General features: G+C 73.5%; 15 protein-coding genes and 1 pseudogene. 3 read left to right on the forward strand and 13 right to left on the reverse strand.

What is annotated here, in order from left to right; translation table 11 throughout:
• Nucleotide 1: 1 nt before the first annotated feature.
• The 3 genes from ACEQ2X_RS15955 to ACEQ2X_RS15965 are packed head-to-tail and all read right to left on the reverse strand — an operon-like array spanning nt 2 to nt 3588.
• Complete coding sequence (locus ACEQ2X_RS15955; protein WP_370326822.1) at nt 2-1366, reverse strand: acyclic terpene utilization AtuA family protein; 1365 nt, start codon at nt 1364-1366, stop codon at nt 2-4.
• Nucleotides 1359-1955, reverse strand: a complete 597-nt coding sequence (locus ACEQ2X_RS15960; RefSeq protein ID WP_370326823.1) for a GNAT family N-acetyltransferase — start codon at nt 1953-1955, stop codon at nt 1359-1361. Before ACEQ2X_RS15960 ends, ACEQ2X_RS15955 begins: the two co-directional genes overlap by 8 nt.
• The gene (locus ACEQ2X_RS15965) at nt 1948-3588 is read right to left on the reverse strand and encodes an acetolactate synthase (RefSeq protein ID WP_370326824.1); all 1641 of its coding nucleotides are present in this window, start codon (nt 3586-3588) and stop codon (nt 1948-1950) included. The genes ACEQ2X_RS15960 and ACEQ2X_RS15965 overlap by 8 nt, the downstream gene beginning before the upstream one ends.
• 65 nt (nt 3589-3653) lie before the next feature.
• Here ACEQ2X_RS15965 and ACEQ2X_RS15970 point away from each other — a divergent pair, with 65 nt between their 5' ends.
• Nucleotides 3654-5864 (forward strand): molybdopterin-dependent oxidoreductase, encoded by a 2211-nt coding sequence (locus ACEQ2X_RS15970; protein ID WP_370326825.1) that lies wholly within the window; start codon nt 3654-3656, stop codon nt 5862-5864.
• 141 nt (nt 5865-6005) lie between these two features.
• Here the strand turns inward: ACEQ2X_RS15970 and ACEQ2X_RS15975 are convergent, their stop codons facing one another.
• The 9 genes from ACEQ2X_RS15975 to ACEQ2X_RS16015 all read right to left on the reverse strand — a co-directional run bounded on the left by ACEQ2X_RS15975 (nt 6006) and on the right by ACEQ2X_RS16015 (nt 15240).
• On the reverse strand, nt 6006-6890 hold the full coding sequence (locus ACEQ2X_RS15975; RefSeq protein WP_370326826.1) for a hypothetical protein: 885 nt from the start codon (nt 6888-6890) through the stop codon (nt 6006-6008).
• Nucleotides 6891-7201: 311 nt separating this feature from the next.
• Nucleotides 7202-9454: an MMPL family transporter gene (locus ACEQ2X_RS15980; protein WP_370326827.1), complete on the reverse strand. Its 2253-nt coding sequence runs from the start codon at nt 9452-9454 to the stop codon at nt 7202-7204.
• Between the two features lie 252 nt (nt 9455-9706).
• Nucleotides 9707-10018 (reverse strand): metal-sensitive transcriptional regulator, encoded by a 312-nt coding sequence (locus tag ACEQ2X_RS15985; RefSeq protein WP_370326828.1) that lies wholly within the window; start codon nt 10016-10018, stop codon nt 9707-9709.
• A complete protein-coding gene (locus tag ACEQ2X_RS15990; RefSeq protein WP_370326829.1) occupies nt 10011-12227 on the reverse strand; it encodes a heavy metal translocating P-type ATPase in 2217 nt (738 codons plus the stop codon). Before ACEQ2X_RS15990 ends, ACEQ2X_RS15985 begins: the two co-directional genes overlap by 8 nt.
• Entirely contained in the window at nt 12224-12457 is a 234-nt protein-coding gene (locus ACEQ2X_RS15995; protein ID WP_370326830.1) for a heavy-metal-associated domain-containing protein, read from the reverse strand. The genes ACEQ2X_RS15990 and ACEQ2X_RS15995 overlap by 4 nt, the downstream gene beginning before the upstream one ends.
• Nucleotides 12458-12502: 45 nt before the next feature.
• On the reverse strand, nt 12503-12973 hold the full coding sequence (locus ACEQ2X_RS16000) for a hypothetical protein (protein WP_370326831.1): 471 nt from the start codon (nt 12971-12973) through the stop codon (nt 12503-12505).
• Nucleotides 12970-13218, reverse strand: coding sequence for a hypothetical protein (locus tag ACEQ2X_RS16005; protein ID WP_370326832.1), 249 nt, complete (start codon nt 13216-13218; stop codon nt 12970-12972). The genes ACEQ2X_RS16000 and ACEQ2X_RS16005 overlap by 4 nt, the downstream gene beginning before the upstream one ends.
• 70 nt (nt 13219-13288) lie before the next feature.
• Nucleotides 13289-13720 (reverse strand): HIT family protein, encoded by a 432-nt coding sequence (locus ACEQ2X_RS16010; protein WP_370326833.1) that lies wholly within the window; start codon nt 13718-13720, stop codon nt 13289-13291.
• Between the two features lie 17 nt (nt 13721-13737).
• On the reverse strand, nt 13738-15240 hold the full coding sequence (locus tag ACEQ2X_RS16015) for a DUF1990 family protein (protein WP_370326834.1): 1503 nt from the start codon (nt 15238-15240) through the stop codon (nt 13738-13740).
• 95 nt (nt 15241-15335) lie between these two features.
• Here ACEQ2X_RS16015 and ACEQ2X_RS16020 point away from each other — a divergent pair, with 95 nt between their 5' ends.
• On the forward strand, nt 15336-15926 hold the full coding sequence (locus ACEQ2X_RS16020; protein ID WP_370326835.1) for a hypothetical protein: 591 nt from the start codon (nt 15336-15338) through the stop codon (nt 15924-15926).
• 106 nt (nt 15927-16032) lie between these two features.
• The gene (locus tag ACEQ2X_RS16025) at nt 16033-16974 is read left to right on the forward strand and encodes an acyl-ACP desaturase (RefSeq protein ID WP_370326836.1); all 942 of its coding nucleotides are present in this window, start codon (nt 16033-16035) and stop codon (nt 16972-16974) included.
• Here the strand turns inward: ACEQ2X_RS16025 and ACEQ2X_RS16030 are convergent.
• A pseudogene (locus ACEQ2X_RS16030) lies at nt 16967-17228 on the reverse strand (hypothetical protein); the annotation flags it as partial. The gene ACEQ2X_RS16025 and the pseudogene ACEQ2X_RS16030 overlap by 8 nt on opposite strands.

Raw genomic sequence — 17228 nt, forward strand, 5'->3', positions numbered from 1 at the left:
CCTACAGCTCCTCGATGACGACGTGGACGTCCGCGTCCACCGGTCCGCGGTCGACGAGGTCGGTGTGGATCCGCAGCAGCCCGGACGGCTTGGGGCGGGCCCGGTTGGCGGGGGTGAAGCCGGGCGGCGGGGCGGACAGGCCGAGGGGCACGATGTGCCGTGCCACCTGCGCGCAGGCGTCGGCGTCGACGGTCGACCACGCCATCCTGAGCACCACCTCCGCCGGGTCGGGGTCGGGCTGATCCGGTCGCCATGCCGCGGGGCCGTGCAGGGCGTCGACGCCGAACAGCTCGACGTGCCACCCCGCGAGGGCGATGCCGGCCTCGGCGATCCGCTTGCGCGCGATGTCGGCGGCCGCCCGGGCCTTGGCGGGCGCGTCGGGCCAGCCGAAGGCGACGGAGATGTCGGCGGCGTACCCGTCGGCGGTGGCGCCGACCACCTTGTACCGGCCGGTCGCCGGACGTCCGCGGGTGCCGTGGACCCGGACGCGGTCGTCGCCGAGGTCGGTCAGGTGCACGGTGGTCATGTCGACGACGACGTCGGGGGTCAGGTAGGCGGTCGGGTCGCCGACCTCGTAGAGCAGCTGCTGGCGGACCGTGTCGACGTCGACGCGACCGCCGGCCACCTCCGGTGAGAAGATCGTCGCGGTCCCGTCGGCGGTCACGTCGGCGAGGGGGAAGCCGAAGCGCCACGGGTCGGGGACGGTCCACCACTCCCCCGCGTGGTTGCCGCCGGTCGACTGGCCCGAGCACTCGAGCAGGTGGCCGACGACCGTGCCCGCGGCCAGGCGGTGGACGTGGTCCGGGTCGTCGAGGGACCAGCCGTGCTCGTGGACCAGCGGGGCGAGGAACAGCGCGGCGTCGGCGACCCGGCCGGTGATGACGATGTCGGCGCCGCGCTCGAGCGCCTCCACGATGCCGGCGACGCCGAGGTAGGCGTTGGCGAACCGCAGGTCGTCGACGGCGGGGAAGCCGGAGGGCAGCAGGTCGGGGCGGGCGCGGAGGTCGTCGCCGGTGACCACCGCCACGGTGAGCCCGGCGAGGTCGAACCGGGCGGCGGAGGCCTGCAGCAGCTTGAGGGCGGCCAGGGGGTTGATGCCACCCGCGTTGGTGATGACCCTCGTGCGCCCGGCCAGGACCGCCGGCAGGGCCGCCATCAGGTAGAGGGGCAGGTCGCGGGTGTACCCGAGGGTCTCGTCGCGGGCGCGGTCCTTGGCGAGGATCGCGAGGGTCAGCTCGGCGAGGGCCTCGAGGCAGAGGTAGTCCGGCTCCTCGGTCAGCAGGTCGGCGATGGCGGCGGGGGTGTCGCCGTAGAACCCCTGCCCGCCGGCCACGCGGACCGCTCCCTCGCCGTGGCGCTCACGCATCGCGACCCCGCCACTCGTCGCGACCGATGCGGTACAGCACCTGGGTGTGGTCGCGCAGGTCGACGGTGCGGCCGGTGTCGGTCAGGCCGACCTTCTCCATCACGCGGCGGCTGGCGGTGTTGTGCGGGACGGTGACGCTGATGACCTCGTCGAGGCCGAGGTCGTCGAAGGCGTGGGCGACCGCGGCCCGTCCCGCCTCGCTGGCGTACCCCTGGGCCCACAGCTCCGGGTCGACGAGCCAGCCGACCTCGACGCCCGGCCAGCCCTCGGGGTTCCACAGCCCGGCGCGACCGACGAACCGGCCGTCGGACCTGCGGATCAGCGCCCACTGCCCGTAGCCGCGCAGCGCCCAGTGCCCGAGGAACGTGGCGATGAGCCGCCACGTGTCCTCGCGCTGCCGCGCCGGGCTGGGGAGGGGATCGGGCAGGCCGCCGAACCACTCCGCGACGCGCGGGTCGTGCTGGATCCGGCTGAACGCGTCGACGTGGTGGTCGGTGAGCGCGGTCAACCACAGGCGCTCGGTCTCGATGACGGGGATGGTCATGCCCCGGGCCAGCGGCACGCCCGCCCGGCGCTCGATCTCAGACAAGTGCGGTCGAGCGGGGGTAGGCGACGGAGGGGTCGGTCATGACGTTGACCAGGTAGGGCACCCCGGCGTCGAAGCCGCGCCGGATGGCCGCGGTCAGGTCCGCGGCGTCGGTGACGGTCTCCCCGGCGCCGTTCATGGCCCGGACGACCTGGTCGTAGCCCAGGCCCGGCTGCAGGTCGGCGGCGACGTCCCAGCCGTCGTACATCTGCTGCATCGGGTACTTCTCGAGCGCCCAGATGCCGTTGTTCCCGCAGATCATCACGACGGGCAGGTCCTGGCGGACCAAGCTCTCGACGTCCATCAGGCTGAACCCGGCAGCGCCGTCGCCCAGCATGAGGACGACCTGGACGTCGGGGTGGGCGATGCGGGCTGCGGCCGAGTACCCCATGCCGGTGCCGAGGCAGCCGTACGGGCCTGGGTCGAGCCAGCGGCCGGGCTGGTGGCTCTGGACGTACCGGCCGGCGTAGCTCACGAAGTCGCCGCCGTCGCCGATGACGACGGCGTCGCGGTCCAGCACCTCGGCCAGCGCGCCGTAGACGCGGGCGGGGTGGATCGGGGTGGACGAGCCGCCGGTCAACAGGTCGGCGTCCTGCGCCTGGGCGGCCTCCTCGGTGTCCCGCAACCCGGCGATCCACGTGCGGCGCTGTTCGGCGAGGTCGCCGGTCGGGCCGCCGGCGGCGTCGGCGAGGGCGTGGAGGAGGGGGCCGAGCGATCCGGCTGCGCTGGCGGCGGGGTTGGCGTGGCGGCTGATCTGGTCGGGGTGGTCGACGACGTGGACGGTCTCGGCGTCACCGAAGTGCCCGAAGCCGAGCCGGAAGTCGAGCGGCGTGCCGATGACGACGACGAGGTCGGCGCTCTTGAACGCCGCCCCCCGGGCGCGGCTGAGGACCTGGGGGTGGTCGGCGGGGATGCACCCGCGGCCCATGCCGTTCTGGATCACCGCGGCGCCGAGGGTCTCGGCGAGGTGGCGGAACGCCTCCTCCGCAGCGTCGAGCCAGACGTCGGTGCCGCCGATCAGGACGGGGCTCCGGGCGGCCTGCAGCTTGGCCGCGATCGCCGCGACGTCGTCGGGGTCGTGGGTGATCCGATCGGGGTCGGCCGGGGCGGGGACGGTGTCGGTGCCCGCCGGGGTGAAGACGGTGTCCATGGGGATGTCGACGAACGTCGGCCCCCGGTGGGCCGAGCCTGCCAGCCGGAGGGCCTCGGCGACGGTGGGGGCGACCTCGTCGGGCGTCATCGCCGTGACCGCGGACTTCGTGAGCGGGCCCATGAACGCGGTGTGGTCGATCTCCTGCAGGCTGCCGGCCCCCCAGGTGGCGGCCGGCGCGCGGCCGCCGAGGACGACGAGCGGCGAGCCGCCGAACCGTGCGCTCGCGACCGCGCTCATGCCGTTGGTGACGCCGGGACCGGCGGTCAGCGCGGCCACCTGCGGGCTGCGGGTCAGCTTGGCCAGCCCCTCGGCGGCGAAGGTGGCGGACTGCTCGTGGCGGAAGTCCCACAGCTGCACCCCGACCTGCCGGCACCCGTCGTACAAGGGGAAGATGTGCCCGCCGGAGAGGGTGAACAGGTGGTCCACCCCGGCGGCCTCCAGCGCGTGGACGGCGAGGGCACCGCTCGCGAGCTGCTCGGACATGGGACGCGGTCTCCTTACCTGGGAGGTACTTCCGGACTGACCCGGGTCATGTCAGCCTAACCACCATGCGCACCGAGACCCACGTCCACACCTGCCCGCTGTGCGAGGCCACCTGCGGGCTCGCCATCGACGTCGACCCGGTCGGGCGGACGGTCCTGAAGGTCCGCGGTGACGACGAGGACGTGTTCAGCCGCGGGTTCGCCTGCCCGAAGGGGCTGGCGATCGGCGAGCTGCACGCCGACCCCGACCGGCTGCGCGCTCCGCTGGTCGACGGGCAGGAGGTGACCTGGGACGAGGCGTGGCAGGCCGTCGCGGACCGGCTGGGGCGGGTCATCCAGGGGTCGGGCCGCGAGTCGATCGCGATGTACCTGGGCAACCCGAACGTCCACAACCTCGCCGGGGCGATCTACACGCCCGCGGTGGCCAAGGCGCTCGGGTCGCCGTGGGTGTTCACCGCCTCCACCGTCGACCAGCAGCCCAAGCACGTGTCGGCGGCGCTGATGTTCGGCCACAAGCTCACGATCCCGATCCCGGACGTGGACCGGACCGACTACCTGCTGGTGCTCGGCGCCGACCCGCTGACCTCCAACGGGTCGTTGATGACCGCCCCGGACATGCCCGGCCGGCTGCGCGCGCTGCGGGGACGCGGGGGCCGGCTGGTCGTCGTCGACCCGCGCGTCAGCCGGACGGCCCGCGCGGCCGACGAGCACATCGCGATCCGGCCGGGCACCGACGCGCTGTGGCTGGCCGCGATCGCGTGGACGCTGCTCGACGCCGGGCTCGCGACGCCCGTCGATGGGGTGGCCGGCCTGGACCGCCTGCCCGGCGCGCTGGCGCCCTTCACCCCCCAGGCGGTCGCCGGGCCGACCCGCGTGCCGGCGGACGTGACGCGGCGCATCGCCGGCGAGCTGGCGGCCGCGCCGTCGGCCTGCGTCTACGGGCGGATGGGCACCTCGACGGTGCGCTTCGGCACCACCGGGTCCTGGCTGGTCGACGTGATCAACGTGCTGACGGGGAACCTGGATCGACCCGGCGGGGCCATGTTCCCGCTGGCCGCGGCCGGGCAGACGAACAGCTCGCCGACGCGCCGGGCCCGGGAGGTGGCGTTCGGTCGCTGGACGACGTCGGTGCGGGGGCTGCCGGAGACCTTCGGTGAGCTGCCCGCCGCCGCGTTCGGCGAGGAGCTCGTGGACGGTCCGATCCGCGGGCTGATCACGATCGCGGGGAACCCCGCGTTGAGCGTCCCGAACGCCGAGCTGGTCGCGAAGGGCCTGTCGGGCCTCGACGTGATGATCTCGATCGACGCGTACCTGAACGAGACGACCCGGCACGCCGACGTCGTGCTACCCATCCCGTCGGTCCTCGAGCGGGAGCACTTCGACCTCGCCTTCTCCCAGCTCGCCGTCCGGAACGTCGCCAACTGGTCCGACCCGGTGTTCGACACCGACCAGCCCCAGGAGTGGGAGGTCCAGTGCCGCCTGGCCGGGCTCCTCCAGGGCATGGGCCCCGGGGCGGACGTCGACGCGGTCGACACGTTCATCCTCTCGACGATGATCCAGCGGGAGGTCGCCGCGGCGGGGTCGGTCATCGCCGGGCGGGACCCCGGCGAGGTGATCGCGGCGCTCGGGGACCGCCGGGGGCCGGCGCGGGTGGTCGACTTCCTGCTGCGCGTCGGGCCGTACGGGGAGGGGTTCGGCGCGGATCCGGACGGGGTGACCCTCGAGCGGGTCCGGGCGCGGCCGCACGGCGTGGACCTCGGCCCGCTGGTGCCGCGGCTGCCGGAGGTGCTGTTGACCCCGAGCGGGCAGGTCGAGGTCGCGCCCGAGCCGATCCTCGCCGACCTCCCGCGCATGGCCGCCGCGTTGGACGAGCCGGCCGACGGGCTGGTGATGGTCGGCCGACGCCACCTGCGGTCTAACAACTCCTGGGGGCACAACGTCGCGACCCTGGTCGGGGGCACGAACACCTCGACGGTGCAGATCCACCCCGCCGACGCGTCGGCCGCCGGGGTGGTCGACGGGGGGGAGGCGGTGGTGACGTCGGCGACCGGGTCGGTCACGGCCGTGGTGGAGGTCACCGAGCGGATCACCCCGGGCACCGTGTCCCTCCCCCACGGGTGGGGCCATGACGTCGACGGGGTCCGATTGGGCGTGGCGGCCGCCGCCGGCGGGACTAACCCCAACGTGCTGACCGGCCCGGAGGTCGACCCGCTGAGCGGAAACGCGATCCTGAACGGCGTCCCGGTCTCGGTGGCGCCGGTGGTGGGGGCGGCCTGAGGCGGTCCTCCGTTGTGCTCAGATCTGAGCTTCAGCTTCGCCGGCGACGTCACGGCTCAGATCTGAGGTTCGGCTCGGGCGAGCGTGTGCGCAGATCTGAGCTTCAGCTCCGTCAGCGGAGCCCCCGCTCAGATCTGAGGTTCAGCTCGCCCGGCGGCGACTGCGCGCAAGGGCCGAACGGGTCAGCGCGACAGCCGCGCCCGGGTCCGCGTCCACGTCGTACACCGTGATCCGCTCGACGGTGATGCCCCGGTCGCGGAGCGCCGCATCGTCACGACGGTCACGCGCAGCCTTCTCCGGCAGCCAGTGGGACGGACCGTCCACCTCGAGGTTGAACCGGTCGTCGAGCAGGACGATGTCGCCGAGGCGGACCGGGTCATCCTCGGGCACCGGGTGGTTGAGCAGGGCCGGGTACCCGTTCGCCCGGAGCACCCGGGCCACCGCGGCCTCGGTCCCCGAGAACGACACGTCGTCCTCGAGTTGGGCGAGCACGCGCCGGAGCCTGGCGCTGCCCGTGAACCGGGGGCGGAGGAGGAGGTGAGCGGCCAACCGCTGCAGGGTGGTGAGGCCGGCGCCGATCGCCGCGCACACCACCCGGGCGACCTGGCGGTCGGTGAGGTCACGGCACGCATCGCCGATCGCCCAGTCCAACGGCGCGCACGGCAGGTCCTCGTGGCTGGTGACCGACATCCGGTCGAGGTGGCTCGAGCGGCGGAAGTCCACACCGTCGACCTCGGTGACCCAGCTGCCCTCGGGGACGGTGATGTCGATGACCGCCCGCCGCGGAGGGTTGAGCCCCCGCCACGTGAGCACCGTTGCACCGGTCACCACCCCCCGTCCCTTGACGGCCAGCAGCCCGATGGCGGCCCGCTGCTCGACCGTCGCACGAGCCGCCGCGTGCACGAAGAGCCGACGCTGGACCCGCAGGAGCTCCTCCCGCTCGATGCGCGCGCGGATCGCGTGGTGCCCGATACCGGCCGCGTTGAGCCGATCTGTCGTCGTGGCGCCGTGGAGGTGGTCGTCCATGCCCTCACCCTGGTCGATCTGCGGGCGCGGACGCGGACGACTTCCACGGAGCTGTGGATAACAATGGCGGGGGCGCGCGCGGGGCGGTGAACCCAGATCTGAGCACTGGGCGTGCCGACGGAGCCGAGGCTCAGATCTGCGGCGAGGTGACCGTGCCCCAGGGCTCAGATCTTCGCCGCACGTGCGCCCACGGAGCTGAAGCTCAGATCTGAGATTCCGGTGGTGCCCACCGCCCCCGACCACCACGACGCCCCGACCACCACGACGCCCCCGTCCACCACGAGGTGACCGGGGGCGTGGCGAGCGAGGGGTCAGACCACCACCGGGGCCGGCTCCTCGGTCAGGTCGATCTCGACGGGGTCGACGTGGCCCTCGACGTTGATGCGGGGGACCCACTCGAGCCACGCCGGGAAGTACCAGTTGCGGTCGCCGAGCAGCTCCATCGTGGCGGGCACCAGCACCGACCGGACGATGGTGGCGTCCAGGATCACCGCGACGCCGAGGCCGAAGCCCATCTGCTGCATCATCACCAGGTCCCCGGCGGCGAACCCGGCGAAGACCGCGACCATGATCAGGGCGGCGCCGGTGATGATCGCCCCGGTCGCGCCCAGCCCGAAGGCGACCGACGCGGAGTTGTCGCGGGTGACGTCGAAGCGCTCCTTGATCCGGCTGAGCAGGAACACGTGGTAGTCCATCGACAGCCCGAACAGGACCGCGAAGAGGAACACCGGGATCCACGTCTCGATCACGTCGACCTGCTGGAAGCCGAGCAGCTCCGCACCCCAGCCGTGCTGGAACACGCCGACCAGCAGGCCGTAGGCGGCGCCGACGCTGAGCAGGTTCATCACGATGGCCTTCAGCGGCACGACGACGGAGCGGAACGCGACCAGCAGCAGCAGGAAGCTCAGGCCGAGCACGAAGGCGAACACCCACGGGGTCCGGCCCGTCACGACCTCGTTGTAGTCGAGGGTCCACGCGGCCTGGCCGGTGATCAGCGCCTCCGCCGGCACGCCGGCGAACACCGCGGGGATCGTCTCGTCGCGCAGCTCGCGGATGTGGTCCATCCCCTCGGTCGTCGCGGGGTCGATGAGGGTGGCGGCCTCGACCAGGAGCAGCTCCCCACCGGGTGAGGGGCTCACGGTCACGTCGCCGAAGATCTCGTCGGCCTCGAGCCGGGCCACGAGGTCCTCGACCGCGCCCTGCACGGCCGGGTCGGCCACGTCGTCCCCGGTGACGACGATGGGGGTCTCCACCGCGCCGCCGGAGAACTCGGCGTTCATCACCTCGAAGGCGTGGCGGGCCGACGAGCCCTCGGGCAGCGACGCGATGCCGTTCTGGCCGAGCTCGATCGTGGCGTACGGCACGGCAAGGGCGACCAGCAGGCCGCCGGCGACCAGCATCGACACCACCGGTCGGGCGGTGACGACGGCGGTGACCCGGTTCCAGAAGCGGTGGTCGACGGCACCGGCGCGTCGCCGCACCCACGGCAGGCGGAGCGCGTCGACCTTGTCCCCCATCAGCGCCAGCACGGCCGGCAGCAGGGTCAGCCCCGCGGCGACCGCGGCGGCGACGACGAGGATCGCCCCGATCCCGAGGCTGCGCATGATCGTGTCGGGCACCAGGAGCATGCCGAGCAGGGCGATGACCACGGTGACGCCGCTGAACAGGACCGCGCGGCTGGCGGTGGCGCCGGCGACGCCGATCGCGTCGATCGTCTCACGGCCGGCGGCGCGCTCCTCGCGGTAGCGCTGGACGACGAACAGGGTGTAGTCGATGCCGACGGCCAGGCCGATCATCGTGATCATGTTGACCACGAAGAAGGACAGGTCGGTGACCTGCCCGACCAGCGCGGTCAACCCGACGGCCCCCGCGATCGCGACGATCGCGAGCACGATCGGGACGAACGCCGCGGCCACCGCGCCGAAGACGAGCACGAGGATCACCAGGGCGGCGGGCAGGCCGAACAGCTCGGCCTGGCGGAGGTTCGACTCGGCGAGCTCGTTGAACTCGTGGGTGACCGATCCCTCGCCGATGGCGGAGACCGCGAGCGCGCCGTCGTGGTCTGCGAGGAGCTCGACGAGCGCCTCCGCCCGGCGGTCGACCGCGTCGGGGTCGGCGTCGACGTAGGTGACCTGCAGCAGGGCGGTCGTGTCGTCGGCGGAGGCCATCTGCGGTGCGCCGAGGTGGGGTCCGACGACGGTGTCGACGTCGTCGAGGGCCTGGAGCTCCGCGGCGAGGGTGGCGAGGGCCGGGTCGGCGGTGATGCCGGGTGCGGCGGACTCGACGACCACGAACTCGGTGGCGGGTTCGTCCGCGCCGGCGAAGGCGGTCTCGATCAGGTCGTCGGCGCGCTGGGCGTCGGTCTCGACGAGCAGCTCGCCGTCCTGGGTCAGCACGTCGCCGAGGCCGGCGGCGGAGACGATCGCCAGGGCGAGCAGCACCACCCAGGCGCCGACGGTCACCCACGGGTGGGTGGCGGAGCGGCGCGCGAGGGTGCCGGTGAGGCCGGCGCGGGGACGGCCGAGCGGGCGGAGGGGTGGGCGGGGTGACGGGGGTCGGGGCACGACGAGGTCCTCCATCGAGGAGCGGCCGCCACGGCGGACGGCGGGGAGCGGGGGACCACCCCGGCGGCGCCGGTCGGGGCGGTGCGACAGGCTCAGCTGTCGAGGCCGAACCTAGGCAGCGCACCTCCCCGTGGCGTCAGCCGACGGGGTGATGTTGCCGTCCGCCCCGAGGTGTAGGGGGCACCCCCGTCAGGGACCCCCCGACCCCACCCCGACCGCCTGGCTCAGGCCTTCAGGTTCAGGCCTTGAGGTTCAGGCCTTGAGCAGCCGTGCGATGGCCGCGGTGGCCTCGTCGAGGTGTGCCTCGGCCGACTCGTCGTCGCCCGACCGCGCGGCGTCGAGCACGCACCCGCGGAGGTGGTCCTCGACGAGCAGGAGGCTCACCTTCTCGAGGGCGCGCTTGACCGCGGTCACCTGGGTGAGGACGTCGATGCAGTAGGTCTCCTCGTCGACCATGCGGTGGATGCCGCGGACCTGCCCCTCGATCCGCTTGATCCGCTTGAGGAGGGCGTCCCGGTCGTCGTTGGCGACGTACCCCGGCTCGGTGGGCGTGTCCTCAGCCACGGCCGAACCTCCGGAGCCGCAGGCTGTTCAGCACGACCGACACCGAGGAGAACGCCATGGCGGCGCCCGCGATGGCGGGGTTGAGGAGTCCGATCGCGGCGACGGGGATAGCGAGGGTGTTGTAGCCGAACGCCCAGCCGAGGTTCTGGCGGATGGTCCGCTCGGTCGCCCTGGCCAGCCGCATGGCCGTCGGGACGCTGCGGAGGTCGCCGCGGATGAGGGTCAGCTCCGACGCCTGGATCGCGACGTCCGTCCCGGTGCCCATCGCGATGCCGAGGTCGGCCTGGGTCAGCGCGGGCGCGTCGTTCACGCCGTCGCCGACCATCGCGACGGTCAGGCCCTCGGCCTGCAGGCGCTCGATCTCGGCCTGCTTGTCAGACGGCAGCACCTCGCTGAGGACCCGCTCGATGCCGACCGAGGCGGCGACCGCCCGGGCCGTGCGGTCGTTGTCGCCGGTGAGCAGGGCCACCTCCACGCCGACGGCCTTGAGGTCGGCCACCACGTCGGCGGCGTCGTCCTTCAGGGTGTCGGCCACGCCGATCACCCCGCGGACCTCGCCGTCCCAGGCGACCAGCACCGCGGTGGCGCCGTCGGACTCGATCTCGGCCGCGCGGGACGCGAGGCCGGTGGGCAGCGCCTGGTCGCCCTCGACCATCATCCGCCGGCTGCCGACGAACGCGTCGACGCCGCCGACGCTGGCCGTCACGCCGTGGCCTGCCACCGCGCGGAACCCCTCGGCGGTCGCACCGGCCGGCCATGTCCCCTCCACCTCCCCCGCAGGCGCTGCCGCAGCCGCCGCGGCCACGACGGCGCGGGCGATCGGGTGCTCGGAGTCGGCCTCGACCAGCCCGGCGACCGCCAGGGCCGTGTCGCGGTCCACGCCGTCGGCTGCCGCGACGTCGACGACTGCCATCTCCCCGCGGGTCAGGGTGCCGGTCTTGTCGAAGACGACGACGTCGACGTCGCGGACCTGCTCGAGGGCCTCGACGCCCTTGATCACGATCCCGAGCTGGGCCGCGCGGCCCGTGCCGGCCATCAGGGCGACGGGCGTCGCCAGGCCGAGCGCGCAGGGGCAGGCGATGATCAGCACGCTGACCGCGGCGGTGACGGCCGCGGCCGCGTCGCCGGTGGCGAGCAGCCAGGCGGTGAGGGTGACGAGGGCCACGACGATCACCGTGGGCACGAACACCGCGGACACCCGGTCGGCCAGGCGTTGGGCCTGTCCCTTGCCGTCCTGGGCCCGCTCCACCAGGGCGGCGATCTGCGCCAGCGCCGTGTGGCTGCCGACGGCCGTCACGCGGACCGTCAGCGCCCCCCCGGCGTTCGTCGTCGCGCCGGTGACGTCGGAGCCGACGGCCTTCTCGACCGGGACGCTCTCCCCGGTCAGCATGGACTCGTCGACCGCGGAGCTCCCGGCCACGACCTTCCCGTCGACGGGGATGGTCTCCCCCGGGCGGACGCGGACGAGGTCGCCGACGGCGAGGGCGTCGACGTCGACCATCCGCTCCTCACCCTCGGCGGTCACCAGCCGCGCCTCCTTCGCCCCCAGCTCGAGGAGGGCTTGGAGCGCCTCGCCGGCACGGGCCTTGGCCCGGGCCTCGGCGTACCGCCCGGCGACCAGGAACACGATGATGAAGACGACCGCCTCCCAGTAGACGGTCATGCCCTCGGCGGCCCACTCGACCGCGGAGAACCCCCAGGCGGACAGCGTGCCGAGCGCGATGAGGGTGTCCATGTTCGCCGTGCGGGCACGCGCGCGGCGGGCGGCTTCGGCCAGGAACGGCCAGCCGATGCCGAACAGGACCGCCGTGGCGAGGAGGGGGGCCGCCCACCGCTCGAACCAGTGCGGCATGCCGGTCAGCATGATCACGCCGAACAGCAGCGCGACCGGGGCGCCGAGGACCAGGCGGCGGCCCCAGCGGCGCTGCTCGGCCTGCTGGGCGGCGCGGCGCTCCTCGGCGCGGCGGTGCGGCACGAGCCCGTAGCCGATCGCGGCCACCGCGGCGGCCAGCGCCTCGGGGTCCACGTCGGCGGACGGCTCGACGCTGACGTGCGCGAGCCCCGTGGCGTAGTTGACGCGGGCGTCGGCGACACCGTCCTGGCGGCCCAGCACGCGCTGGACGCGCGCCGCGCAGGACCCGCAGGTCATGCCCTCGACGTCGAACTCGAGGTCGGCGGCAGCCGGACTCCGCGTGGAGGTGTCGCTCACGACCCGGCTCCCGGCACCTGATCTGCTGGGACCTCGTAGCCCTGCGCCTCGATCGCCTGCACGATCGCGTCACGAGAGGTGGTGGCGTCGTCGAAGCGCACCCGCACCGTGGCAGCGGCGATGTCGACCTCGGCGTCGGCCACCCCGTCGAGGGGGCGCAACGCACCCTCGATGGAGGACTTGCAGTGGTCGCAGTGGATCTCGGGCACGGCGATGGTCTCGGTCGTCATGCCACCAACCATACCCATAGGGGGTATCAGCTGACAACCCGTCCCTCACCCGTCGTCGAGCAGCCGCCGCAGCGCTGCATCCCAGTCCTCGGACTCCACCTGCCCGGCATCGACCGGCTCGGCACCCACCTGCACGCCGACGGGGACGCGCCGCGACGCGAGGAGGACCACCGCGTCGAGCGTGCCGACGTCGACGTGCGCCTGCTCGCCGGCGGGCGTGGTGACCTCGAGCCAGAAGGCCGGCGCCGTCCCCCCGCGCACCAGCAGCCGCGGCTGGCCGCCCCCGAGCAGGCGGCAGCAGCGCAGCAGCAGGTCGACGTGGACGTCCACCTGACCGCGGCACCCGGTCGTGTGCCCGTGCAGCGCGTGGATGTGGGCGAGCGCGTGCCCGGCGGCTGCGGGGACCTCGAGGTCCAGCTCGCACGGTGGCGCGCCGACCACGTCCAGGTGCAGCCGGAGCTGCCGGCCGTGGCTGGCCAGCGTGAGCACGGTCGCCGGCAGGAACTGCGGCGTCATCGCACGGGCCCCGCGGTCCGCGCGACGTCGCCGGCGTGCAGGTACAGCAGCTCGGGACGCTCATCGCCGCCGCGGCGGAGCCCGATGACCCACTCGCGACCGTCCACGCGCAAGACGACCCACGCCTCGTCGGCGGACACCGCCCGCTCGTCGACCACCTCCGCGCGGCACCCGGGGGACAGCCCCGCGGCGATGCTTGCGGCCTCGGCGGACCAGTCGGTGATCAGCGCTCCTCCACCATCCATGGCGGTAAGCTAAGGTTGCCCTCACTTGATGTGCAAGGGCAGTCCCGGGTCCGATCGGACGGTGCCGGCGTCAGCCCCGGTCGCTCACCCCGTCGGCGCCCTGCTCGCGGAGGGCGTTGCGGAGCGCCGTCGCGGCGGCGGCCAGCGACTCATCCCCCGGATCGGGATCGGCGTTCGCGAAGTTCAGGTCCTCGATGGAGTCGATCCCGGCCACGTGGCTGTGGAGGTGCGGGACCTCGAGCCCCGCGATGGCCAGGCCGACGCGCTCGTGGTCGAAGGCGGCGTCGATGGCCCGCGAGATCGTGTGCGCCACGTCGAAGAGGTGGCTGCGCAGCTCGGCGGACGCGTCGATCCAGTGGTCGACGGGCTCACGCGGCACGACCAGGGTGTGCCCGGGGGTGAGCGGGTTGATGGTGAGGAACGCGACGCAGACGTCGTCCTCCCAGACGAACCGCCCCGGCAGCTCGCCGTCGATGATCTTGGTGAAGAGGGTCTCGGCCATCCCCATACGCTGCCATGTCAGGCCGAGCGCAGCTCGACCCCGGCCTCCTCGGCGGTGCGGACCCGCACCCGGGTCAGCATCTCGGGCTGGTGGTCCTCCCCGCGCGCGGCCTCCGCGAGGCACTCGTCGACGAGCGCCGCCATGCGCGACAGGGCGTGGCGGGCGAAGCGCCGCTGCATGGTGCGACCGAACAGGGCCATGCCGAGTCGCACGATCGGGTTGGCGATGTGGGCGGGCCGGCTGAAGGCGTGGATGCGGAACTCGACCGCGCCGGTGTCGAGCCACTTCCACACCTCGTAGTCCATCTGCCCGGTCTCGAGGTGGCCCTGCAGCGTCCGGTAGTTCCACCCCCAGATCTGCACCCGACGGCCGTCCACCTCGGTGGTCTCGTCGCGGACCCCGCCGACGCGGAGGGCGAGGAGGAACCGCAGCCCGTAGAACCTGGCTTCGAGGAGCATGTCGCGGTCCTCGAGGGGCTGGTCCGCGTGGTAGATCGCCCGCACGATCGCGGGATCGGCGAACTCGTAGTCGGCCATCAGCTGCCGGCACACCTCGAAGGCGCCGCCCGCGACCGGCTCGCCGGGGGGTTCCGCCGGCAGCGGCTGGCACCAGTCGTCGATCTGCCAGCCCGTCTCGGCGCTCGGGGGCGGTCCCTCGAGGTCGAAGTTGAGGGGCAGGTCGTGGATCTGGTCGAGGGCGCGCCGGGCACGGGGCGACACGCTGCCGGTGGTCCGGTACCGCTCACCCGGGTCCCCGCCGGTGGGGGCGTCGACCTCGTAGGTGTGGGTGTCCACCTCGACGCTGGTCATGACCACGCCGCCGGCCAGGTCGACGACCCGCTCGCAGAACGACGCCCACATGTGGAGCTGGGCCTCGCTGGCGAGGGGCAGGCGGTGGTAGAGCAGGTCGAAGAGGCGGCTCGCGCACCGCGCGAACGACTCGATCTCGAAGACGACCCAGTCGTACCGCTCGTGCGGCAGCACCCGGAAGGTGATCTGGCCGGCTTCGACGTGCCCCTCGAGCGTCACCAGGGTGAACGACGAGTCGTCGGCCTCGACGACCCGGACCGGGCCGTTCCAGGGGCCGGGGAGGTGGACGACGTACTCGCGACCCACCTCCACGGGCATCGGGCCGCGCTCGGCGGGATCGGGTGACTCGAACCGGGCCATCTGCGCCGGCACCGCGCAGTTGAGGTCGTCGCGGATCCGCGCCATGACCTCCTCCGGCTGGAGGTGGCTGTCGGTGAACGCGATGCGGTAGCGGCGGTGGTACAGCGGCCCGACGCCTGCGCTGGCGCGCAGCACCCGGCTGGGGCCGTCGACGACGTCGCGCTCGAGGTCCGGCGGCGCCGGCGGCTCGACCAGCCGCCGTCCGCGGCGGAACAGGGGGACCCGGTGGCCGAGGTACAGCACACCGGCGTGGGCCAGGCTCAGGGCCCAGCGGACGATCCGGCGCAGGCGGCTCGGCCGCTCCCCGGTCGGACCGCCGGCGTCCTCGATGTGCTGGGGGATCGTGGGCATCCCCCCAGCGCTTCCCCGCCGGCCCCTCCGCGACGCATCCTCGAGGCGGGGCGGCCGCGGTGGTCAGCGGGCGCCGGGCGGGGAAGGGTGACGGGGTGCGACACCTCCTCCGCTCCGCCCGCTCCCCCGCCCGCCGCAGCCCGGTCGTCCCCTCGTGGGTCCCGCGGGCGGCGCACGACATCGGCCTCGCGGCGTGGTTCGGCGGGGCCTACATGGGGGCGGTCGCGCTGAACGGCGCCTCCCGCGAGGTCGACGACCCGACGCAGCGCGCGCGCGTGGCGAACGCGGGCTGGTTCCGCTGGGCCGCCATCGTCCCGGTGGCGGTCGGGTCCCACCTCGTCGGCGGGGTCGCCCTGACCCGGCGGAGCGGGACGGCGCGCGGCGCCCAGGCCGGGGTGGCCCTGGCCCGGGGCGCCCTCCTGGTCGGTGCGCTCGCGGCGACCGCGGAGAGCGGACGGTCGGGGCGGACGGTGTCCGGGGCCGGCGACGTGCCGGTCGCGACCGCCGTCCAGCCGATCGACGACACGCCCGACGACGTGGCTCGCGCCCAGCGGATCCTCCGGGTGGTCCAGTGGATCATCCCGGCCGCGACGGGCGCGATGATCGTGCTCGACTCCTGGCAGCAGGCGCACGGCGGGACCCGGGTGGCACCCGAGCGGTGGCTCGATGCCGTCCTGCCCGGCTGATCGGTGATCACCCGGTCGATGACATCCCCGGCCGGTTCCACTAACCTACGGTCGCGTAACCTACGCCAGCGTAGGTTCTGCCGACACCGCCGAAAGAGGATCCCCCATGGCCCAGCGACTGTCCGATGCCGAACTGCTCGCCGAGCTGGAACCACAGGCCGAGGCGTTCCTCGAGCGACACCTCAAGATGACCGAGACGTGGTACCCCCACGACTACGTCCCCTACGGCGACGGGCGGGACTTCCAGGCCGAGCCGTGGACGCCTGACCAGCCGACCCTCTCCGGCGTCGCCCGCACGGCCTTCTTCGTCAACCTGATGACCGAGGACAACCTGCCGAGCTACCACCGCGAGATCTACGACATGTTCGGCAAGAAGGACTCGGCGTGGATGACGTGGGTCCACCGCTGGACCGCGGAGGAGGGACGGCATTCCATCGTCCTGCGCGACTACCTGGTGCTGACCCGGAACGAGGACCCCGTCAAGCTCGAGGACGGGCGCATGGCGGTGATGGAGGAGGGCTACGACAAGGAGGACAAGAACGCCCTGCGCGGGATGGCGTACGTGTCCTTCCAGGAGCTGGCGACGCGGATCAGCCACCGCAACACCGGCCGGTACTCGGGCGACCCGGTGGCGGACCGGATCATGGAGCGGATCTCGAAGGACGAGAACCTCCACATGATCTTCTACCGGGACATGATGGAGTCCGCGAAGCACGTCGACCCGAACGCGGTCGTCGAGGCGGTCGCCGACGAGGTCATGGGCTTCCAGATGCCCGGTGCGGGCATGCCCGACTTCAACCGGATGGCCATCGAGATCGCGAAGGCGGGGATCTACGACCTCCGCGTCCACCACGACGACGTGATCTGGCCGATCCTCCGCAAGTGGGGCATCTTCGAGATGGAGGGGCTGGACGAGTCCGCGGAGAAGCGCCGCGAGGAGCTGGCCGGGTTCCTCAGCGGGCTCGACGCGATGGCGACCCGCTTCGAGGAGAAGCGCGCCGCGAAGAGGGCCAAGGCCGAGGCGCGCGAGAAGGACTTCGTCAGCTAGCGCGCCGGCTCGCATCCGCGAGCGCCCGGCGGTCCACCCCGCGACCGCCATCGCCCCACGGGCGCATAGCGAACACCAGGCCGTCCACCCCGCAACCGCCATCGCCCCACGGGCGCATCGCGAACACCAGGCCGTCCACCCCGCGACCGCCATCGCCCCACGGGCGCATAGCGAACACCAGGCCGTCCACCCCTCGACCGCCATCGCCCCACGGGCGCATCGCGAACACACCAGGCCGTCCACCCCGCAACCGC

Source organism: Euzebya sp., assembly GCF_964222135.1.
Classification (GTDB): Bacteria; Actinomycetota; Nitriliruptoria; order Euzebyales; family Euzebyaceae; genus Euzebya.